This window comes from Burkholderia sp. BCC0506, assembly GCF_902833145.1.
Taxonomy (GTDB): domain Bacteria; phylum Pseudomonadota; class Gammaproteobacteria; order Burkholderiales; family Burkholderiaceae; genus Burkholderia.
The window spans coordinates 324,597-346,895 of the sequence record NZ_CADFEN010000007.1 but is presented as its reverse complement, the minus strand read 5'-3'; the positions used below and the strand labels follow the sequence as shown (position 1 = coordinate 346,895).

At 70.6% G+C, this 22,299-nt stretch carries 9 protein-coding genes; 8 read left to right on the top strand and 1 reads right to left on the bottom strand.

Features of this window, described 5'->3' with window-relative positions:
• The first annotated feature begins 20 nt into the window (after positions 1-20).
• Positions 21-2,678, top strand: a complete 2,658-nt coding sequence (locus HWX62_RS18890) for a glycosyltransferase family 2 protein (RefSeq protein ID WP_175985207.1) — start codon at positions 21-23, stop codon at positions 2,676-2,678.
• 25 nt (positions 2,679-2,703) lie between these two features.
• On the opposite strand, the gene HWX62_RS18885 is transcribed toward HWX62_RS18890, so the two are convergent.
• Positions 2,704-3,627, bottom strand: coding sequence for an AraC family transcriptional regulator (locus HWX62_RS18885; RefSeq protein WP_175931795.1), 924 nt, complete (start codon positions 3,625-3,627; stop codon positions 2,704-2,706).
• 181 nt (positions 3,628-3,808) lie between these two features.
• On the opposite strand from HWX62_RS18885, the gene HWX62_RS18880 reads away from it, so the two are divergent.
• The 7 genes from HWX62_RS18880 to HWX62_RS18850 all read left to right on the top strand — a co-directional run bounded on the left by HWX62_RS18880 (position 3,809) and on the right by HWX62_RS18850 (position 22,276).
• The gene (locus tag HWX62_RS18880; RefSeq protein ID WP_175931794.1) at positions 3,809-4,270 is read left to right on the top strand and encodes a (2Fe-2S)-binding protein; all 462 of its coding nucleotides are present in this window, start codon (positions 3,809-3,811) and stop codon (positions 4,268-4,270) included.
• Positions 4,271-4,272: 2 nt separating this feature from the next.
• Positions 4,273-6,477 (top strand): xanthine dehydrogenase family protein molybdopterin-binding subunit, encoded by a 2,205-nt coding sequence (locus tag HWX62_RS18875; RefSeq protein ID WP_175931793.1) that lies wholly within the window; start codon positions 4,273-4,275, stop codon positions 6,475-6,477.
• A 589-nt stretch (positions 6,478-7,066) separates the two neighbouring features.
• Complete coding sequence (locus HWX62_RS18870) at positions 7,067-7,465, top strand: winged helix-turn-helix domain-containing protein (RefSeq protein ID WP_175931792.1); 399 nt, start codon at positions 7,067-7,069, stop codon at positions 7,463-7,465.
• A 391-nt stretch (positions 7,466-7,856) separates the two neighbouring features.
• Positions 7,857-9,011, top strand: coding sequence for a type III secretion system cytoplasmic ring protein SctQ (gene sctQ / locus HWX62_RS18865; protein WP_175931791.1), 1,155 nt, complete (start codon positions 7,857-7,859; stop codon positions 9,009-9,011).
• Positions 9,012-9,014: 3 nt separating this feature from the next.
• Entirely contained in the window at positions 9,015-9,689 is a 675-nt protein-coding gene (sctR, locus tag HWX62_RS18860; RefSeq protein WP_006480865.1) for a type III secretion system export apparatus subunit SctR, read from the top strand.
• Entirely contained in the window at positions 9,686-10,474 is a 789-nt protein-coding gene (locus HWX62_RS18855; RefSeq protein ID WP_175931790.1) for a lytic transglycosylase domain-containing protein, read from the top strand. Before sctR ends, HWX62_RS18855 begins: the two co-directional genes overlap by 4 nt.
• Before the next feature lie 210 nt (positions 10,475-10,684).
• Positions 10,685-22,276 carry an LWXIA domain-containing protein gene (locus tag HWX62_RS18850; protein WP_175931789.1) on the top strand — a complete coding sequence of 3,864 codons (11,592 nt, stop codon included), beginning with the start codon at positions 10,685-10,687 and terminating at the stop codon, positions 22,274-22,276.
• The last annotated feature ends 23 nt before the right edge of the window (positions 22,277-22,299 follow it).

The window sequence follows — 22,299 nt, the reverse complement described above, 5'->3', positions numbered from 1 at the left end:
GACCTCGACGGGAGAGCACCATGGAGAAGCTGGTTGCATCGCTTGCCGGCGCGCACGCGCCGGCTACCGCCGACACCGCGGACGCCGAAGCCGATCGCAGCGATGCGCGGCAAGCGGCGATTCCGTTCGTCGTCCCGCTGATGGACAGCGGCACGCGGATCGTCTTCCAGATCCTCGCGCTGGGCTGGTTCGTCGCGCTCGGCATCTTCTGGCGCTGGTGGCTGCGCGACGAGCACTATGTCGACGCGTTCCGCTTCGGCGTCAACGGCTTCGTGCTGTTCTGGACCACCTTCATCCCCGGCTATTTCATCTTCATCATCCGCTCGGCGGTGGTGCCGAACCCCGCCCTGCCCGTGCCGCGCGACTGGCGCGTCGCGATGGTCGTCACCAAGGCGCCGTCCGAGCCGTTCGACATCGTGCGCACGACGCTGCTCGCAATGCTCGACCAGACCTATCCGCACGACACGTGGCTCGCCGATGAAGACCCGTCGCCCGCCACGCTCGACTGGTGCCGCGCGCACGGCGTGTTCGTGTCGACGCGGCGCGGCATTGCCGCGTATCACCGCGCGAGCTGGCCGCGCCGGACCCGTTGCAAGGAAGGCAACCTCGCGTACTTCTACGACACGGTCGGCTACGACCACTACGATTTCGTGTCGCAGCTCGACGCCGACCATGTGCCGACCCGCACCTATCTCGAGGAGATGCTGCGGCCGTTCGTCGATCCGGGCATCGGCTACGTGTCGGCCCCGAGCATCTGCGACAGCAACGCGGCCGGGAGCTGGAGCGCGCGCGGCCGCGTGAACGTCGAGGGGCCGCTGCACGGCACGATGCAGGCCGGCTACGCGGGCGGCCTCGCGCCGCTCTGCATCGGCTCGCACTACGCGGTGCGCTGCCGCGCGCTGCGCGAGATCGGCGGGCTCGGGCCGGAACTCGCCGAGGATCACTCGACCACGATGATCTTCAACGCGAAAGGCTGGCGCGGCATGCACGCGCTGAACGCGATCGCGAACGGCGAAGGGCCGCGCACGTTCGGCGACCTCGCCACGCAGGAATTCCAGTGGTCCAGGAGCGTGATGATCATCATGCTGCGCTACACGCGCCGCTATTTCATGGGCTTGCCGCCGAAGCTCAAGGCGCAGTTCCTGTTCTGCCAGCTGTGGTACCCGCTGTGCGCGCTCGCGATGGCCGGCAGCGTCGCGATTCCGGTCGTCGCGTTGCTGACCGGCCGCGTGTGGGCGCACGTCGACTACCTCACGTACCTCACCTACGCGTTGCCGCTCTCCGTGCTGATCCTCTGCGTCGTGACCTGGGCCACGCAGGCGACGCAGTCGTGCCGGCCGCTGAACACGAAGCTGCTGTCGTGGGAAGGGCTCACGTTCGTGTTCGCGCGCTGGCCGTGGGTCGTGCTCGGCTGCGTGTCGGCGCTGCTCGATTGCGTGCGCGGCCGGGAATTTCCGTTCAAGGTCACGCCGAAGGGCGGCACGGTCGAGCTGGACGCGCCGCTGCGCGTCGTCGCGCCTTACCTGCTGATCTCGCTGTTCTGCAGCCTGCCGGTGGTCGCGATCGACAACCCGCGCAACGCGGCCGGCTTCTATCTGTTCTCGACGCTCACGAGCATCCTGTATCTGGTGATCGCAGCCGTCATCGCCGTGCAGCACGGCAAGGAGCAAGGGCTCGGCGCGTCGACGTTCAGGCAGATGTTCGCGAGCCGCCTGCCCGTGCGCAACGCGCTGTTCGTCTTCGCGCTGGCGATGCTGCTGACGGGCATCGGGCTGCGCGCGCCGAAAGGCTGGCAGGCGATGGTGTGGCGCTCGGGCGTGCCGGCCGTCGCGGTGGCCGAACCCGCGCCGGGCGCGGCGGTGAAGCAGCCCGCGCTCGGCGCGTACGATCCCGGCAAGGTGTTCACGGCCATGCCGGGCATCGCGTTCGACCACGTGTTCGTGTCGTGGAACGCACCCGATATCGACGCGGAAATCGGCGACGCGTACCGTGCCTCGCAAGCGCACAACCGCTCGCTGCTGCTGACCGTCGAGCCGTGGGCGGCGGACGGCACGCGCCCGGGCGCGCTGCTCGACGATATCGCGCACGGGCGCTACGACGCGCGAATCGCCGCGACCTGTTCAGCGCTCGCCGCGTTGAAAGGGCCCGTGTTCGTGCGATGGGGCCACGAGATGGAGACGGACACCGGACGCTATCCGTGGGCCGTCGGCGACGCGTCGGCTTACGTCGCCGCGTACCGGCGCGTCGTCACCGCGTGCCGCGCGATGACCGACCGGATCCGCTTCGTGTGGTCGCCGGCCGGCAACCGGAATCTCGACGACTATTTCCCGGGGCGCGGCTATGTGGACGAAGTGGGCCTGTCGGTGTTCGACTGTCCGCGCTGCGCGATCTGGCCGCTCGGCGGCCCGTTCTCGGCCGCGAACATCCTGCGCGCCAAATACGAACGGGTAGCCGACTACGGATTGCCGGTGATGGTCGCGGAGCTCGGCGTCGACGGCTCGAATGCGCGCAAGCGTGCGGAACTCGACGAATTCCAGCGCTCGCTGTGGCGCTATCCGCTGCTGAACGCGGTGGTCTATTTCAACGCCGTCGATACGCCCGGCGCGTGGCCCGCGCACTATGTGCCGGACTGGCGGATCGCGCCCGCGTTCCTGCAGACGACGGTCGTCGCGAAATGATGCGCGGCCGGCGGCCGGCCGCCCGTCAGCCGAGCAGTTCCTTCTTGCGCAGATGCACGACGTCGCGCATCGGCGGCGCGCCGAACAGCCGGCTGTATTCGCGGCTGAATTGCGACGCGCTTTCGTAGCCGACGACGGCCGCCACCGACCCGACGTCGCCGCCCTGCCGCAGCAACAGCCGCCGCGCCTCGTGCAGCCGCAGCTGCTTCTGGTACTGCAACGGGCTCAGCGTCGTCACGTGCTTGAAATGATGGTGCAGCGACGACACGCTCATGTTGACCGCCTGCGCGAGCGACTCGACGCGCATCGGCTCCGCGAAATGATCGCGGATCCATTCGATCGCGCGCGCGATCCGGTGCGTCTGGCTGCCGGCGATCGCCATGTGCCGCAGCCGCGTGCCCTGCCCGCTCGTCATCAGCCGGTACAGCACCTCCTTCTCGATCAGCGGCGCGACGACCGCGATGTCGGCCGGCGTATCGAGCAGGCGCAGCAGGCGCAACGCCGCATCGAGCAGCGGCGGCGTCAGCTCGGCGAGCGCGATCCCCTCGCCTTCCGGGCCCGCGTCGGGCTCGGGCAGCCGCATCTCGGCCGCCAGCTCGACGATGCGCTGCGGGTCGAGCGTCAGCGACAGGCACAGGTACGGCTCGTCCGCCGACGCGCGCGTCACGCGAGAGAGGATCGGCAAGTCGATCGACGTAATCAGGCAATTGTGGGCGTCGTATTCGTAAGCGTGGCCGGCCACGATCACGCGCTTCGCGCCCTGCGCGGCGATCACCAGCGCGGCGCGCGATACCGCGCAGCCGAGATCGACCGGCCGCGTGTGCCGATGCAGCATCAGGCCCGGCACGGCCGTCGAATGCGAGCCGTCCGTCGGCGCGAAACGGCCGATCAGCGACGCCAGCTCGCGCCGCCCGGATTCGCGCGACGCGACGATATCGGTCATGTCCATGACGCATCCTCGAATGATTTCCCGTGTCGCGCGAGCATAGCGAAACGGCTTGCCGCGTGCGGGGAATTTGCAGGATTGTTCAATAAATTTGCAGGATTGGGTAGACGCAAAAACCGGCGGCTCGCGCACACTCCCGGCTAACCTGCCCGTGTGGCGGGTTTTCCCCACGGAGACAACCAACATGCCTACCTCGTTTGTCCTGAACGGCAAGAACGTCACGCTCGACGCCGATCCGTCGATGCCCGTCCTCTGGGCGATTCGCGAACACGCGGGACTGACCGGCACGAAATTCGGCTGCGGCATGGCGCAGTGCGGCGCGTGCACGGTGCATCTCGAAGGCCAGGCCGTCCGCTCGTGCGTGCTGCCGCTCGCCGGCATCGCGGGCAAGCACGTCACGACGATCGAAGGCCTACGGAGCAAGCCCGCGCAGGCCGTGCAGGCCGCGTGGGTCAAGCTGCAGGTGCCGCAATGCGGCTATTGCCAGTCCGGCCAGATCATGTCGGCCACGGCCTTGCTCGAACAGAACCCGAAGCCGACCGACGCGGACATCGACGCCGCGATGAACGGCAACCTGTGCCGCTGTGCGACCTACGCCCGCATCCGGGCCGCGATCCACGACGCGGCCGCGACGCTGGGAGCCTGACCATGACGATCGAACTCGACAACACGGTGCGCCCGTCGCGCCGCACGTTCCTGAAAGCCGCGGGGGCCGCGGCCGCCGTCAGCCTGACCATCGGCTTCGACTGGGCCGGCCTCGGCCGCCGCGCGCTCGCCGCGACCGCGCCGGCCGGCGATTTCGCGCCGAACGCATTCCTGCGCATCACGCCCGACGGCGCCGTCACGGTCATCGCGAAGCACGTCGAAATGGGCCAGGGCGCGTATACGGGCATCGCGACGATCGTCGCCGAGGAGCTCGACGCCGACTGGTCGAGCGTGCGCGTCGAAAGCGCGCCGGCCGATGCGAAACGCTATGCGAACCTCGCGTTCGGCACGATGCAGGGCACGGGCGGCAGCTCGGCCATGTCGAACTCGTGGCAGCAACTGCGCGAAGCGGGCGGCAAGGCGCGCGCGATGCTCGTGTCGGCCGCGGCGGCCCGCTGGAAGGTGCCGGCCGGCGAGCTGACCACCGCCGACGGCGTCGTCTCGCATGCGAAGAGCGGCAGGACGGCCGCATACGGCACGCTCGTCGCCGATGCGTCGAAGCTGCCCGTGCCCGACAAGGTCACGCTGAAGCAGCCGGCCGATTTCAAGCTGATCGGGCACCGGATTCCTCGCGTCGACGCGTCGTCGAAATCGGACGGCACCGCGCATTTCACGCTGGACACGACCTTCCCCGGCATGCGCGTCGCGCTGCTGCAGCGGCCGCCGCGCTTCGGCGCGACGGTGAAATCGTTCGACGCGACGGCCGCGAAGGCCGTGCCGGGCGTCGTCTCGGTCGTGCAGGTGCCGGGCGGCGTCGCGGTCGTCGCGACGGGCTTCTGGGCCGCGAAACAGGGCCGCGACGCGCTGAAGGTCGACTGGGACGAAACGCAGGCGGAAAAGCGCGGCTCGGCCGAACTGATGCGCGAATACCGGCAGCTCGCCGAGAAGCCGGGCGCATCCGCGCGCAAGGACGGCGACGCCGATGCGGCGATCGCCGGCGCGGCGCGCAAGATCAGCGCGACGTACGAATTCCCGTATCTCGCGCATGCGCCGATGGAGCCGCTCGACGCGGTCGTCAAGCTGACCGCGGACAGCTGCGAGATCTGGGCCGGCGACCAGTTCCAGACGGTCGACCAGGGCAACGCGGCCAGGACGGCCGGGCTGAAGCCGGAACAGGTGAAGATCCATACGCTGTACGCAGGCGGCAGCTTCGGCCGGCGCGCGAACGCGTGGTCGGACTACGTGGTCGAGGCCGTGTCGATCGCGAAGGCGCTCGGCGCGGACGGCACGCCCGTCAAGCTGCAATGGACCCGCGAGGACGACATCCAGGGCGGCTTCTACCGGCCGATGTACTTCCACAAGCTCGACGCGGGCCTGAGCGCGGACGGCCGGCTCGTGGGCTGGCGCCACCGGATCGTCGGTCAGTCGATCCTCGCCGGCACGCCGTTCGAGGCGTTCATGGTCAAGAACGGCATCGACGCGACGTCGGTCGAGGGCGCGGCGAATCTGCCGTACGCGGTACCGAACGTGTCGGTCGAACTCACGACGACCAAGGTCGGCCTGCCGGTGCTGTGGTGGCGCGTGGTCGGCAGCTCGCACACGGCCTACGCGGTCGAGGCGTTCATCGACGAAGCTGCGCACGCGGCCGGCAAGGACCCGTACGCGTTCCGCCGCGACCTGCTCGCGAAGGAGCCGCGCATGCGCGCGGTACTGGATCTGGCCGCGCAGAAGGCCGGCTGGGATCCGGCCAAGCCGCTGCCGAAGGGCCGCGGGCGCGGGATCGCGGTGGCCGAGGCGTTCAAGAGCTATGTCGCGCAGGTGGCCGAGGTCTCGGTCGATGCGGACGGCAAGGTGAAGGTCGAGCGCGTGGTGTGCGCGGTCGACTGCGGGATCGCGATCAATCCCGACATCGTCGCCGCGCAGATGGAGGGCGGCATCGGCTTCGGGCTCGGCGCGGCGATGCACAGCGCGATCACGCTGAAGGGCGGGCAGGTCGAGCAGCGCAACTTCGACGGCTACCACGTGCTGCGGATGGCCGAGATGCCGAAGGTCGAGGTGCATATCGTGCCGTCGGCCGAAGCGCCGACCGGCGTCGGCGAGCCGGGCGTCGCGCCGGTCGGGCCGGCCGTCGCGAACGCGATCTTCGCGGCGACGGGCAAGCGGCATTACGTGCTGCCGTTCGATTCGGCGGATAGCGCGAAGGCTTGATGCGGCGGGACGCCGGCTGCGGGGCGACGGGTACCCGGCGGCCGGCGTTAACGAGATGGTCAGCCCGATCCCCTCTTAGCGGACTACGCTGAGTGGGGATTGTTCTTTTTGGGGACCATCATGAGCACGGTTTCGTTGATCGGCCTCGCCCCGCCTCGCGTAACACTGCTCACGCTCGCGCGCCAACCCTCGAAGCGGCGACCAGAGACCGTGGGTCGGATCGGCAGCGCGCAACCCGAGGTTCGAAGGCAGTGACGGTCGTCATGCTTCGTTGTACGGTTCCATGTAGCGTTTCCACCGCCCGCCGGCAGTCCGGGGCGAGCGCTGTTACCGGCGCCTTGCCTCACGTTACGTCGGACGTAACGTCCCGTAACGTCGCCATTCGATGCTACGTAACAATCCTTCAATATTGGTCGGGCCCTTTCATCGATCGTCCGGCGGTTCCCATTAAAAATTCTTTTGAATTCAAGGCTGTCACGCCGTCCGCCCCCCCTACCGCCCGCTATTGCTACCTGACAACCGCCCCCTTGGCCCGGAAGTTGCAGCACAGGGCCCGCAACCAATCCTTTACGGACATGCGAGGGCCACCATGGATTGCAAATACCTGTACATCGACAACATAAAAATCAACTTCGTGCGCCGCACGATCGAAATCGACAACAAGGTCGTCGACGTTACGCCGCGCGAATTCGACGTGGTCGAATTCCTGCTCGACAACATGAACAAGATCGTGACACGGCAGGCCATCCAGGAAGCCGTGTGGGGCCGCGAGCTCGGCGTGTCGTCGCGCACGCTCGACACCCATATCTCGCGGATCCGCTCGAAGCTGCAGCTCGAACACGACAAGAACCTGCGAATCATCCCGATCTACGCGGTCGGCTATCGGCTGGTCCTGTTCGGCGCCGCGATGACGCACGTCGAGCGCCACGACGCGGCGCCGATGCCGCGCACGGCGCCGCACGCCGCGGTGGCCGCCGACTACGCGTAACGCTGCGCCGGCGCGCCGCCCGTTCGCGGCACGCCGGCCACGCGCCCCCTCGCCGCGCTGCGCGGATTCGCAGCCCCTCGCGACCTGCCAGCCGGATGCGGCCTGCACACCGCCCGGCCCGCCAGTCAGTCGCGCTCCAACCGCCGCCTCCGGGCGGCGGTTGCTTTTGACCGCCGGGCGTCGCGTCGCGCCCGCCGCCGCTGCGCCGCACTGCGGCACGCTTCGTAGCGCCCCGCTTCCGCCGCCTCCGGGCGGTGGCCGCGACTACGGATTCCGGCGCGGCACGCGGCCATCGCCGTCCCTACAATCGACGCAGCAGCCGCGCGCCCCTCGGCGCCGCCGGCCCCGGAACAACCCGTCGAACCAACGCCGAATCCGCCCCGATCCCGCCGTGCCTGCGCTGTTCCTGACGAATGCCGACGCCGGCGACGCCGCGAACCGGGCCATGCCCGCCGCTTCCGAACCGCCCGCCGCCGCGCCGGCCGCGGTCGCGCTCGACGCGTCGCCCTACCTGCCGCGCCTGTCCGCCGCCGCCGCGCGCGGGCTGTCGCATGCGTACGGCGCGACGGCCGCCGTCCCGATCACGCTCGGCGAACACGCGTACGAGGTGCGCTGGCGCGTCGACGCCGAACCGGCCGCCGATGCGCACGCGTACCGCTTCGTCGTCGGCCCGGCCGCCGGCACGCTGTGGATCGACCCGGTCGCGGAAACCGAATGGCTCGGCGACGCGGCCGACCCGGCGGTTCCGGCCGTGATCCGCGCGGCGCTGCTCGCCGATCTGTGCGCGCCGCTCGCGGCCGTGCTGCGGGCGGCGACGCGGCAGCGCGTGGAACTGCTGCCGCCCCCCGACGGCGCACGCGCCTGGCACGCATCGCCGGCCGCGCTGCGCTTCGAGCTGCGGCGCGCCGACGCCGCATGGCGCTGCCACGGCGCGCTGCTGTTCGACGCGCCGGATGCGCTGGCCGTGTTCTTCGCGGCCGCACCGCCCGCACTCGCCGACGCGCGCGCGGCCTACGCGAGCCTGCCCGTGCCGCTCGTGTTCGAGATCGGCCGCACCGAGCTGACGACAGCCGAGCTGGCCGACGTCGTCGCCGGCGACATCATCGCGATCGAGCGCTGGCAGGCGCACGAGCAGAACCTGCTGTGCGTCGCGCGGCTGCCGGCCGCGCCGGCGTGGGAGATCACCGGACGGCCGTCGGGCAACCGGCTGACCGTCGAACGAATCAGGGAGATGCCTTTGGAACCGACCCGCACCGACTCCGCCCCGCCGACGACGCACGACGCGCCGGCCGCCGACGCACCGCGCTCGCTCGACGGCCTCGCGGTCGACCTGCGCTTCGAGCTGCCGCCCACGTCGATGCCGTTGGGCGAGCTGAGCGCGCTGCAGCCGGGCGCCGTGATCGAGCTGCAGCAGGGGATCAACCAGAGCGTGATCCATCTCGTCGCGAACGGGATGCTGATCGGCACCGGCCACCTGATCGCGGTCGGCCAGAAGCTCGGCGTGCGCGTCGTCACGCTGACGCAGCCCGCGCCGCGCGAGCGCTGAACGATGGGCAACCTGCCGAATCCGGTCGCGCTGATCGCGGTGATCGCCGCGCTCGGCATCGCGCCGTTCGCGGCGCTGATGGTGACGAGCTACACGAAGCTGGTGGTCGTGCTCGGCCTGCTGCGCTCCGCGCTCGGGATCCAGCAGGTGCCGCCGAACCTCGTGCTGAACGGCATCGCGCTGATCCTGTCGCTGTTCATCATGGCGCCCGTCGGGATGTCGATCCGCGACGCGCTGCAGGCGCGCCACTTCGATGCGTCGGGGCAATTGTCGACCTCGGACATCGGCGCGCTCGCCGATGCCGCGCTGCCGCCGATCAAGGATTTCCTCGTGTCGCATACGCGCCAGCGCGACCGCGAGTTCTTCGTGCGCACCGCGACGTCGGTGTGGCCGAAGAACCGCGCGGACGGCATCAAGGACGACGACCTGCTCGTGCTGGTGCCGAGCTTCACGCTCGCCGAGTTGACGAAGGCGTTCCAGATCGGCTTCGTGATCTACATCGTGTTCATCGTCGTCGACCTGCTGGTCGCGAACATCCTGCTGGCGCTCGGCATGCAGATGATCTCGCCGACGACGATCTCGGTGCCGTTCAAGCTGCTCCTGTTCGTCGCGCTCGACGGCTGGTCGCTGCTCGTGCACGGGCTCGTGCTGTCGTACCGCGTGGCGGGTGCGGGATGAACGCGCGCCGCCTGCGAACACTCGCCGCGTGCCTGGGCGCACTGGCCCTGCTCGCGCTCGCGTGCCTGCCGCCGCGCGTCGCGCTGGCGGCCGGCGGCGGCGCCGCTTTCGCGCAACTGGCGCGCGCCTGCGCGCCGAACGTCGACCCGGCGACGCTCGCCGCGCTCGTGCGCACCGAGTCGGGCTTCAATCCGTATGCGATCGGCGTGGTCGGGGGGCACCTGGCGCGCCAGCCCGCGTCGCTCGACGAAGCACGCGCGACCGCGCGCGAGCTGGCGTCGCGCGGTTTCAGCTACAGCGTCGGCCTCGCGCAGGTGAACGAACGCAATTTCGCGAAATACGGGCTCGACGATGCGACGATGTTCGAGCCGTGCCGCAACCTGCGGGCCGGCGGCGCGATCCTGACCGAATGCTTCGCGCGCTCGTCGGGCACCGGCCGCGCGACGCAGGCCGCGTTGCGCGCGGCGCTGTCGTGCTACTACAGCGGCAACTTCACGACCGGCTTTTCGAGCGGCTACGTGAGCCGCGTCGTCGCGAGCGCGCAGCGCAACGCGCGCGAAGGCGGCATCGAGCCGATTCCCGTCGTGACCGACACGCCGCCGCAGGCGCGCGAGCGGCGCATGGCCGCGGCCGCCACGACGCCGCCCGAACGCGCGCGCCGCCTGCCGTTGCCCGCCGCGTCCGCGGATGCGCCGTCGTGCCATGCGCGGCCGGTCGTGATGATGTGCCGCGGGCTGCCGGCGAACCAGGCGAAGCGGCTGTGCGTGCGGTGTCTCGATCAGTGACGTGACGACGTGCACGGGCCGCGGCGCGCCGCTCGAACGCGCGGCCGCTCACGCCTCGTAGCACGCGTCGCGCGCGCGTCCTCGCCGCGCCGCCACGCTACGAAACAGCGGCATGCCAGCCGCGATGCGCCTCCTTACACTTGAAAGCTCGCGGCGCGGCATCCCGTGCGCCGGGTGCCCCGCGCGTCGCGCGGCTCAACGGAGACGAGCATGCTGTTGATCGACGGAATGGGACTGGGCGTCAACTGGCAGCGCTTCCTGTCGGAAACGCTCAATCCCGTCGTCGCGCCGCCGCCCCCTCCGCCTCCGCCGCCGAAACAGGACGATCCGGCAGCCGGCCCCGCGAACCCGGTCGTCGCCCCGCCGATTCCCGTCAACGCGTCGTCGTTCACCGATCCGTCGAAGCCGACCAACGCGGAGATCGCCGACGCGACGTCGCTGATGCAGCGCATGGCCGCGCAATACACGGCGCCGCCGCCCGACATCACCGTCGAAAACAAGACGACACAGGCCGTGCGGCAGGCCATCCAGGACGCGCAGACGAAATACGACGACGCGTCGAAATCGCTGCAGGGCGCGCAGAACGTGCTGCACGTGGTCAACCGCGATCCCGAATCGACGCCGGAGGCCCGCCAGGCCGCGCAGGCCGATTACGCGAAGGCGCGCACGGCGGCCGACACGGCCCAGCGCGAGCTGAACGTGACGACCGACGCCGGCTACACGATCCTGTACGGCGAACAGGCCGACGCCGACAAGCCGTCAGGCATCCAGATCGACGCCGACGGCAAGGTGACGAATCCGGGCGACGCGCAGAACGCGGCCAACGACAAGCTCAAGACGCTGCAGGCCGCGTTTCCCGACCACGCGAACGATCCGACGTGGATACCGAAGCCGGGCGACTGCAAGACCGCGGCGCAATCGAAGCTTTACGACGAGTGGCGAAGCGCCGACGCGCACGCGGCCGCCGGTACCGCGAAATACTTTTCGGATCTGTCGAATGCGTACCTGGCCCGTACGCAGCTCCAGTCATACCTCGTCGATCCAGACTACAAGGCGGCGCTCGACGCGGGCATCGGCCGGCTGAACGACGCGTTGGCAGAGCAGGATCTGCAGGTGAACCTGCCGGAGGCGCCCGACTCGCCGGACGCCGCGCAAAAGGCCGTCACGGCCGCGGCGAAAGCGGCGAACACCACGAACGCGGCGCTCGCCGCGGCCAACGATGCCATCGCGCTCGCGCAGGCGCAGCAGAAATTCGACGTGGTCGCCGGCAGGCAGGGAACGGTGATCGTCGCGCCGAATTCGGTGTCGGACGCGAACGCCGCGCTCAAGCGCGCGCAGACGGCCGCCAACACGAGCGGCGGCTATCTGCAGATGCTGGCCGCGCAGCAACAGGTCGACCAGGCGCAGGCCGACTGCACGGCCGCCCAGCAGGCGTCCGACAAGTGGCACCGGGAGAATCCGCGGCCGCCGCACCTGCCGCCCGTCGACGCGCAGGTCGATCTCGATCTCGCCGCCGCGTACGGGAAGCTCTCCAACGCGAAGCAGCAGGCGAGCATCGCGCACGACGGCTTCGTCGCCGCGTACGGTGCGACGCTCGCGCAACAGTACGACGATCAGGCGGCGAAGATCAGCGCGCAGGTGAAGGCGCGGCAGCCGCTGCTGAAGCCGTTTTTCCAGCCACCGCCGCAATCGACGTGGAACGCCGCGCAGCCGGCCCCGTCATCGTCGCTGTCGACGGCCGCCGGCGCCGCGCCGGGCACGAGCCCGTCGCTGCCCTCGGCGTTCGCGGCCCCTCTACCGGCCGGCCAGCCTGCCGCGTCGTCGCCGCCGATCTTCCCGCTGACCGCCCCGTCGCGCTCGACGTTGCCGCTGCCCGCCGCGCCGAGCGGCCCCACGCAACTCGACGCCACGCGCCTGCAGGTGGTCGCCGGCGCGCTGCGGATGGCCAGCAACCGGCTGGCGGACGACGTCAATTCGCGCGCAGCCGGCGTCGCACTGAGCAACGCGCAGGAAGACGTCGATCACGCCAGGAGCGCGCTCGCCGCCAAACAGCAGCAGTACGACGCATGGGCCGCCGCCAATCCGCCGCCGGTACGGCTGCGCACGTTGCCGGACGGCGACGTGATACCGGCGCCGTCGTATCGCGCGAACCCGTACCAATCCGAGCTGAACGACGCGCGGGCCGCCGTCACGAAGGCGGAGAACGCCGTGCCGCAACTGCAGCTGCTGCGCGACACGTCGCGCCAGCAGGTCCTGCTCGACCAGTTCGACGCGAGCCTCGACGAGCGGCTGCGCTATGTCGACGAGAAGTCCAACGCGGCGGACGACTACAAGAAGGCGATGCACGACTTCTACGAAGCGCATCGCACCGAAATGTCGAACTCGATGCTCGACGCGGCGAGCCTGAGTACGCAGAACGGCGGCACGATCGCGTTCGGCTCGCTCAACGAGAACCAGCAGCGCAACCTGATCGGCATCGCGCTCGGGCAACAGCCGGACGTGCCGGCCGATCCCTCGTCGCCCGCCCTGTCGGCCGCCGACGATTCGACCGCGCGCTTCGTCGACAAGGACAAGCTGTCGGCGATCGACAGCGTGCGCGACAAGCTGCTGTCGGTCGGCGGCGGCAAGGACACGAAGATCAGCGTGCTGCCGATGGTGTATGCCGCGAAGGAAACCGGGACGATGACGAGCGCGCTGTTCAAGGTCACGGACCAGGACGGCAAAACGCACTACATCGACGAATCGGCCGGCAACTACGACAGCATCGACGATTATCTCGACAGCAACCAGCTGTCGTCGGACGGCACCGTCGACATCCTGACCGGCCACAACGCGGACGGCTCGCCGCAGCTCGTGCAGAAGGCCGCGCACCACGACAGCGCAGCCGACTCCGTGCTGAATTTCTTCACGGGCACCGGCGTCAACGTGGGGATGCTGCTCGGCGGGATGGCGCTCGAGGTGATCGGCACGGCGCTCGACGGCACGGTGATCGGCGCGGCGATCGGCGTGCCGCTGAACATTCTCGGCGCGGGCATGACGTATACGGCGATCGGTTCCGCGATGACGAAGGCCGGCCTCGATCTCGCCAACCGCGTCGAGCACGACCAGAGCATCAGTCCGTTCGACGCCGGCGCCCGCGCCGACTACATCAACCTCGTGCCGATGGCGGCCGGCGGCGCCGCAAAACTCGCCGGCACGAAGCTGTTCGAGCGCGCGGTCACGACCCGGGTCGCGTCGGTCGTCGCCAAGGGTGCGCAACGCACGGCGTTCGTGACCGGGGTCGCCGGCGCCGGCGAGGCATTCGTCGAATCCGGTGTCGACCTGTTGCAAGGCAATACGAAGGCGGCCGGCGAAGCGTTCGAGTCCGGCGTCATCAATACCGCGCTGATGGGCGCGGGCGTCGCGAAGCAACGCGCGGTCACGGGCATCCGCACCCGCACCGGACGGCCGATCGCCGCGCATACGACGGACGGCAACGTCGTCAAGGTCGACGACCGGACGATCGGGCAAATCCTGAACAGGGACGGCGCCGCGTCGCTGTCGGCCGACCGCACGCGCGCGACGCTCGACGGCGAGGCCGTGAAGGTCGCGCCCGACGGGACCCTGATGGTCGGCGACAAGGTGCTGACCTACGAAGACCAGCCGATCCGCGTGCTCGACAAGGTATCGGCCAGGCAAATGCCGCCCGGCAAGTCGGTGGTGCTGGGCCAGGACGGCACGCTGTCCGTCGTGTCGGCCTCACCGAAGGCCTGGACCCACGGCACGCGGATCGACAGCGTGACGGACACCGGCGAGCGCATGACGTTCGGCCCCGACGGCGCCATCGGCACGACGTCGAACATCGTCGCGAAATCGCGGCTCGACCGGCTGGACGAGGTCATCGACCAGGGCAAGGACCTGCACCGCCAGTTGCGCGACACCGCCGCGAGGGAGGCGCGCCGCGTCCAGCGGGCCGCCGCCGAAGGCGAAGGCGCGAATGCGGCCCACGATGCCCGCAGCACGCAGCGCACGAGCGAGGCGCGCGCGCAGGCCGACCGGCAGCACGACGACATCGACGCGGACCGCACGACGGCCACCCGCGGCGCCGCGGCACGCGTCGCCGATATCGACGAACCGGCCGGCGCCGGCACGCGCAAGCAGCCGGACGGCACGCCGCCGCGCGTCAATGTGCGCGTCGTCGACCTGACGAACGAAGCGCCCGCGACGCGGCCCGCGACATCCGCCCCGGCCGGCATCGCGGTACCGCGCGGGCCGGGTATCGAGCCGATGCAGGTCGGCGAGCGCACGGTCTATCTCGTGCGCAACGGCGCGCACCGCGATCCGGCCGCGCCTGCGCCGCGTCCGCAGGATCTCGACGAGCCCGTGATCGTCGTCGCCGGCGAGCACGACGCGGCACTCGCGCCCGAGCTGGCGAACCGCTGGCGGAAACCCGTCTACGCGGCCACGCCCGACGCATTCGGCGCCGATGGACAGTTGCGCGCCGATGCGCGGGTGCTGCGCTTCGATCCGGCGCCGGAAACGGCGGCGGCGGAACGCGGCCCTGCCGCCGCCGCGGCCGAAGCAGCACCACCGGCCTCGTCGCGCCCCGCTGCGCCCGACGAAACGGTGGTCATACTCGCCGGCAAGCGCGGCCCGAACGAGCCGGCGATGCCGCGCGCGGTCGCGACGCCCGAACCCGTCACCGCGCACGACGGCATCTTCAGCGCGCCGAACCGCGTGCTCGTGGTGGTCAAGCCCGACCACCCCGCCATTGCCGAGGCAGCGGGCGAATCCGCAGCCGATCGCGGGTCGGCCGCATCCACTCCACGCGACGAGACGCCTGCCGAAGCCACCGGCGACAAGACCGTCCGCACGCATGCCGGGGACGAGCGCCCGCTGGTGACGACCGACGATCCGGCGCCCGCGGAAGCGCCCGGCACCGCGCCGCCCGATTACGCCGCCCCGCATCCCGGCTGGATCACGCGGATGCAGATGCGTCTGGGCGGCGCGTCGCTGCCGGAAGCCGTACAGGCGCTCGCGCTGCAGTCGGGCACGCTCGCGACGCAGTTGCGCATGCTGCAGGACGCCGGCTGGCGCGTGACGATCGGCAAACGCGGCCGCGGCAGCCACGTCGATACGCGCAAGCGCCGCGTGACGATCGACGGCGGCCTGCGCGATGCCGGCAGCATCACGTACGCGCTCGCGCGCGAATCGCGCAAGGCCGTCGAGGCGATGGCCGGCGTGCTGGATCACGACTACGGGCCGCGCGGCGGCTTCACGCGCAAGGCGCTCGAGGCCGAGGCACGCGCGCAGATCAGCGCGTTCGAGGCCCGCTACGAAATCAAGCTGGCAACCGGCATCGACATTGCCGCGCACCTCGTTCATCCGGACGCAATCGCGCGCGAAGGCGCGAACTGGCGTGGCCGGTCGCACGACTACGCAGGCACGGTCGACCGGCTGGCGAGCACGCTGGGCAGCGTGCCGACGTCGGGCGCGGACGGCCCGACCTATCGCGCGTTCTACAACGACGCGTGGTCGCGCCAGAAGGGGCGCGGCGGCATGCCGCGCCGGATGCCCGCGCCGCGGATGGACGAAACCGCTGCCGCGCCGCGCGGCGTCGCCCGCTTCGATGCGCGCGTCGCCTGGAGTCGCGCGCATGCCGAGATTGCGTCGCCGTACCGCGCCGGCGAGCGCCCCGATGCCGCCGAGCTGGCCGCCGCGCGCACGCGTCATTTCACGATCGACCCGGTGCGCCGCGTGGTCGTGCTGCACGCCGACACGCGCGCGGACGGCACCCTGCTCGTCGACGGCCAGCCGGTCGGCGCGCACGAATACCTGCTCGAGATGGCGCCGCCGTTCGTCGTGCAGGAAGGCTATGCGATCGTGCTCGCCGCGCGGCACGACGGCGCCGCGCATGCGGCGCGGCTCGCGAACCTGTGGCAACGGCCCGTGTATGCCGCGCCCGCGGAGGCGGTCGGCGAACACGGCGCGTTGCTCGATACCGGCACGTTTCAGCGTCTCGATCCCGCGCCCGCCGCGCCGCACGATCTCGGCCCGCTGCATGCGGACCCGCTCGGCGTCTATGCGCGCGGCGACCGCAACGCGCGTGTCGACGTCGCGCGCGAAGCCGGCGAGCTGCTCGGCGCCGGCGGCGAAAAGACCGTCTTCGCGCTCGGCGACGACGCCGCGCTCGGCCTCTACGATCGCCATGCGCAGTCGGCAGACGGTCACGTACGCGCGGCCGTCGACGAACGGCTCGCGCTCGACGACCTGCGTTCGTATGGATTGCAGACGGTCACGATGAGCGGCCCGTTTTCGGCGCTCGGCCGCGTCGGCGTCCTGTACCGCCCGCTCGGCGTCCTGCATACGCACACGATGGTCGAGACCGGCACGCTGCCGCGCGTCGTCACGCGGGCCGCGCTGGAGCACATCCGCACGATTCGCGCGGTCGTCGAACGCGAAGGCCTCGCATTCGACCTGCAGGGGATCTTCACGCGCAAGGGCGACTTCCTGCTGAGCGATCCCGGCCCGGTCTCGCGCGACCCGGTCGAACACCTGAGCACGCTCGACAAGCTCGCCGAACTCGAACGGCTGCTCGCGCACGGCCTCGAACAGGGCGACATCGCCGTCGCGCGCCCGCTCATCGCCGACACGCTGCCGCCCGACGCGTTCGTGCAGAAACCGTCCGTCATCACGCAGATACGGATGTGGTTCGGCGGCGCGCCGCTGTCGAAGGAAGCGCTCGCGCTGGTGGACCGCTCGACGCTGCTGAGCGGCCAACTGGCGCACGCGCAGGCCGCCGGCTGGACCGTCGTGGTCGTTCGGCCCGGGCGCGGCAGCCGGATCGACACGGACAAGCAGCGCATCGTGCTCGACGGCCGCATGCGTCACACCGGTACGCTCGTGTATGCGCTCGCGCACGAAGCGCAGCACGCGGTGGACGCGATCGCCGGACGCCTGCTGCTCGACGGCGCGCCCGGCGATACGCTGGTCGACCGCGCGCTGACGGCCGAAGCGCGTGCGCAGGCGAACGCGTTCGCGGTGCGCCGCGAGCTGATCGACGACACGGGCATCGACATCTCGAAGGATGTGCGCCTGCCCGACGCGATCGCGCGCGAAGCCGATCGCGTGATGCCCGGCGACGAAGCCGGCCTGCGCCGGCTCGCGGATGCGTTCGGCGACGCCGAGCCGTCGGTGCCCGGCTACGCGACCTATCGCGACTACTACGCGAGCCGGATCGCGCGCATGCAGGCCGGCGGCGTACCGCGCGAAATGGCCGCGCCGGCTGCCCCCGCGCCGCGGCCCGCGCGCGGGCTCGCCGCGCGCCGGGCCGCCAAGCGCGAACAGCGCGCGCTCGACCTGCTCGCGTCGCACGGCAAGCGCGACCTGCTGCGCGTCGACGGCGACCAGCTCGACAGCATCGACGCGATGAAGGCGGCGTTCGGCCCCGACGCGCACGTGCTGATCGCGCTGCGCACCGACCGCCCCGCCGACCGGCGCGACGCGATCCACCCGCAGCCCGAATTCATCGCGAGCTTCCGGACCAACGCGCAGGGCAAGTTCGTCGACAAGACGGGGGCATCGGACGACGTCGATCCGCACCTGTTGCAGGACGCGTTTCTCGCGCTGAAGGACAAAGGCGCCGCGAGCCGCGCGAAGTACGACTACTACGTGTCGCCCGTCGCGCTCGCCGAGTTGCGCAAGTTCGGCGGCGCCGCGCGCATCGACGCGTATTTCGGCGAACGCCGCGCGTGGGACGTCGAGCCGTCGGATGCGGGTGTCGACGCGCAGGTCGTCGACAACGTGCACCAGCTCGACAGCGCGCCGCGCTTCTACCGACCGAAGCCGGCGGCGCGACACGATCCCGATGCGGGAACGACGGTCTATGCGGTCGAATGCGAGACCGGCACCGTGCTCGGCTACGCGACACGCGACGCCGCGGGGAAATGGACCTACGTCGAAACGACGTCGCTCGGCGACGCCACGATCGAATCGCGCGAGCTCGCCGCCGCGTTCCGGCGCCGCTTCCGGGCGCTGCCCGGCGGGCGGCGCGGCGTGAAGTTCTTCGTCACGAGGGTCGCGCACGACGTCGTCGAAAGCTACGGCGGCTTCGCGCCCGCGAAGATGCGCCGCCCGATCGGCAAGCCGAAGGCACCGCTGTCGAAGCCGGACGCGTACGTGCAGCGCTGGCTCGGGAGCCTGCATCCGTCGCTGCGGCGCCAGAACCGCGCGGCAGCCGAGGCCGACCTGCCCGACATCCTCCCGACGACGGCGGACAGCGCGCTCGACTTCAACGCGCACCACGCGGACGAGCTGAAACGCGCGCTCGAGATGGGCAAGATTCCCGACGGGCACTACGTGTACGTGTACGACCACGAAGGCACGGTCACCGATGTGCTGACCGGGTCGCTGACCGGCCTCATCGCGGTGGAGAACGGCACGGTGCGCTGGTACGACGACGTCGGCCAGTTTCGCGACCCGGACAACGCCGGCCTGCCGCTGGAGCGGGCGACGATCGGCCGCGGGCCGTATGGCGGCAATCAGCATTTCCTGCTGTCGAGGCTCGCCCCCGACGTATTCGAGCCGCGCGCGGCCGCGCTCAAGGCGGCCGCGCTGCAAGCCGCGCAGCCGGCAGCGGCGGCGTCCCCGCCCGCCGCGCCCCCAAGCGGCGCCGGCCCGCAAGCGGGCAAAGGCGGCAAGGCTGGCCGAAAAGGTCGCAAAGGCAGGCAGGCCGCGCGCGGCACCCAGCGAACGCAGCCGGCCGCCGGCGCACCGGCCAGGGCCGCCGCCGCGCCTGCCGCGCCGCCGCCCAAACCGATCGCACTCGCGCCGTACCAGCCCGCGTACGTGTCGGGCTCGATCGTCGAAGCGGTCACGCGCTACGGCAACGCGAAGATCGCCGATTTCGCGTCGACGCTCGAGCGCCTCACCGAATGGGGCAAGCGCGACGTCGGGCGCAAGGAAGGCAACGGCCTCACGTTCACCGATCCGCCGAAGGCCATCCTCGCCGATGCGGTGCTGGCCAAGAAGATCTTCGGGACGCTGCACATGTGGCGCGAAGCATCGAGCCTGCACCCGCACGGCGCGTTCACCCGGGTCCCCGCCCGCCACAACCTGTTCATGCGGGGCGCGCAGTGGATCGGCGCGGCGCGCAGCACGGACAGAAAGCTGATCAGGCAATACGTGAAGCTGGCCGCGCATGCCGCGCTGACCGACCTCTCCGACCGCTTCGTCCCGATGTCGCGCTCGTTCTCGCTGCGCGACGATCCCGAGCAGATGAAGCGCTACATCAAGCGGTACGGCGGCGCGCTGCCGGCGGTCGCGCTGCAGGTCGATCCGTATTCGCTCGCCGCCGCGATGGGCGCGCTGCAGGATCCGGGGTTCATCCAGCGCGCCAAGCGCTTCGGCGATCCGGCCGGCGCGCGCTACGACGACGAGACGGCGACGCTCACGCGCACGGCCGCCGACGGCACGCAGCACACGCTCGAACTCGACGATCTCGCCCACTTGCACAAGTGGCTCACGGCGGCCTCCGAATACGGCTTCCTGCTGCGCATCGAAGCGGCGCCGTCGCGGCCGCGCGTGTCGCTGGAAGACGGGCATGCGATGGCCGGCACGAACAACGGCTACGCGGAAATGCGGCGCATCGGCGAGGCGCTCGAACAGTGGGCGGAGCACAACGGCGGCAAACCGTCACCGCTCGTGCTGCTGACCTTCCACGGGTCGGACGCCGTGCTCGAGCCGGTGCCGGGCGAAGGCCACGCCGCGTTGCTCGACGCGATCCTGAGCCGCGAGCAGCTCGACTGGGTGCATGTCGGCCTGTCGTGGGGCACGCACGGCGACGACTTCATCGCGAATGCGGACCTGACGCGCGCATTGGCGGCGAAGATCGCCGACTACAGGAAAAACGCCCCTGAAAAATTCGCGAGACTGCACGGCGGCGATGCGCTGACACGTGTGTTCGAACCGGTCGGCGCGCAGGATTTCGCGAACCAGCAGCGCTTCCTGTTCTCGGAAATCGAGCGCATCGCGAAACAGGCGCACCGGATGTCCGACGCCGAGATCGCGGAATTGCGCGACGCGCTGTACGAAGGCAACACGTCGACGCTGCTGAATCTGGCACGCCGGGCGACGAACGAGGCGTCGCAAACGCACTGGAACGACAAGGCGCCCCACAACCGGCTCGCCGAGCGCGCGCACGAAGCCGGCCGGCAATGGCTCGACCGCTATCGCGACAGCGTTCCCGAACGACCGCCGCTTGCATCGGTGTCGGCGGCCGACAGTCACGAATACTGGGCATCCGTCACCGGCCGGAAAGCGTTGCAGTACGACGCGTCGCTGCCGATCGGCGCCGCCCGCAAGGCCATCGCGCAGCCCGATACGCCGAGCGCCACGATGGACGAGGCCAGCGCACGGGTCAACGCGCTGCGCGTGCACCGGCTGTCGAAAGACCCGGCCGACCTGCGCAAGGCGAAGATCGCGGGCGGGATCGTCCTGGGCGCATCCGGCGCGATCGGGCTGGGCGCCTGGGTGCATCGGCTGGATACGACCGCACTGGGCAACACATCGGCGTCGTTCCTGCTCGCGTCGCGCCTCGGACGCGTGTTCCAGGTGATGCACCAGGGCGCCATCCGCAGCCTGCAGTCGGGCGACCCGAGGGCCGCGGTGGCCGCCCTCACGAGCCTCGGCACGACGCTCGCGCGCCAGTTCAACTCCACGACGCACGACTACGGCGCGCATCGGCTCGCCCAGCTGGAGGCCGCGGTACGCCATGCGCAGGCGAAGGCGACGCAATACGTCGAGCAATACCGGCAGGGAACGATGAGCTTCGACGACGCGAAGACGAACATCACCGCGCTCGCCGAGGACGTGCTCACGCAAATGCAGGGGTTCGTCGGCGGCACGTCGCTGCAGCAACTGCATGCCGGCAATCCGCGCAGCAGGCTGGGCATCACGGCGCGCGCAGGCATGACCGTCGCGTCGGTGGCGACCGTCGCGAGCGGCGTCCTCAAGACCTTCTATCCGACCCACCCGCTCACGGCACTCGACGTCGCGACGGGCTGGACGGCCATCGCCAGCGGCGTGATCGGCACCGCCTACGCCGGTACGTCGCTCCTGATGGTGTCGCGACGCGTGAACGCGGACAAGCGCAGTCGCGTCGTGCGCCTGCTCGATTCGACGGGCGACTTGGCGTCGGTCGCGCTCGGCGGGCTCTCCGCGGTGTCCCAGTGGCGACAAGGCGACTACGATCTCGCGATCGCGACCGGCACCATGACCTCGCTGCTGCTCGCCGGCCGGCTCAATACGCACTTCCCGAACGCGACGTCGTTCGTCAAGAAGATTCCGACCGCGGTCGTCATGATTCCGGTCGCCGCCTACGGCTACAAGTTCGCCATCGGCATCGCGCCGGTGGTCGGCGGTTTCTTCAACTGGCTTTTCGGCGGTGGATCGTCGCAGTCGAACGTCGCGCCGGGTGCGTCGCCGAATGCTTCGCCGAGTGCGTCGCCGAGCGCCCCGCCATCGCCTTCGGCGAGCGCGTCGCCGTCGCAGCCGCAGCCGTCGCCAGGCATGCCGTCGAACCCGCCGTCACCGTCGAACACCCCGCAGCCCTACATCGTCGTCGACGGCGATTCGCTGTGGGTGATCGCGGACCAGCATCGCCAGTCGCTGCTCGACGCCGCGCACGTATCGCGTGCGGACCAGCAGGCGATGACGCGCGGCGAACAGGATGCGCGTGCGCTGAAGGAGATCGTGCAGCTCAATCCGTCGGTCGCGCGCGATCCCGGCAACCTGACGATCGGCACCCCGCTGATCGTCGGGTGATGCGCCGGCACGCCGCGCGCCGC

Excerpts from the sequence above, each read along its gene's own strand:
- HWX62_RS18855 (WP_175931790.1), top strand. The coding sequence starts at position 9,686 with ATGAACGCGCGCCGCCTGCGAACACTCGCCGCGTGCCTGGGCGCACTG.
- sctR (WP_006480865.1), top strand. The coding sequence starts at position 9,015 with ATGGGCAACCTGCCGAATCCGGTCGCGCTGATCGCGGTGATCGCCGCG.
- HWX62_RS18890 (WP_175985207.1), top strand. The coding sequence starts at position 21 with ATGGAGAAGCTGGTTGCATCGCTTGCCGGCGCGCACGCGCCGGCTACC.
- HWX62_RS18870 (WP_175931792.1), top strand. The coding sequence starts at position 7,067 with ATGGATTGCAAATACCTGTACATCGACAACATAAAAATCAACTTCGTG.
- HWX62_RS18880 (WP_175931794.1), top strand. The coding sequence starts at position 3,809 with ATGCCTACCTCGTTTGTCCTGAACGGCAAGAACGTCACGCTCGACGCC.
- HWX62_RS18850 (WP_175931789.1), top strand. The coding sequence starts at position 10,685 with ATGCTGTTGATCGACGGAATGGGACTGGGCGTCAACTGGCAGCGCTTC.
- HWX62_RS18885 (WP_175931795.1), bottom strand. The coding sequence starts at position 3,627 with ATGGACATGACCGATATCGTCGCGTCGCGCGAATCCGGGCGGCGCGAG.
- HWX62_RS18875 (WP_175931793.1), top strand. The coding sequence starts at position 4,273 with ATGACGATCGAACTCGACAACACGGTGCGCCCGTCGCGCCGCACGTTC.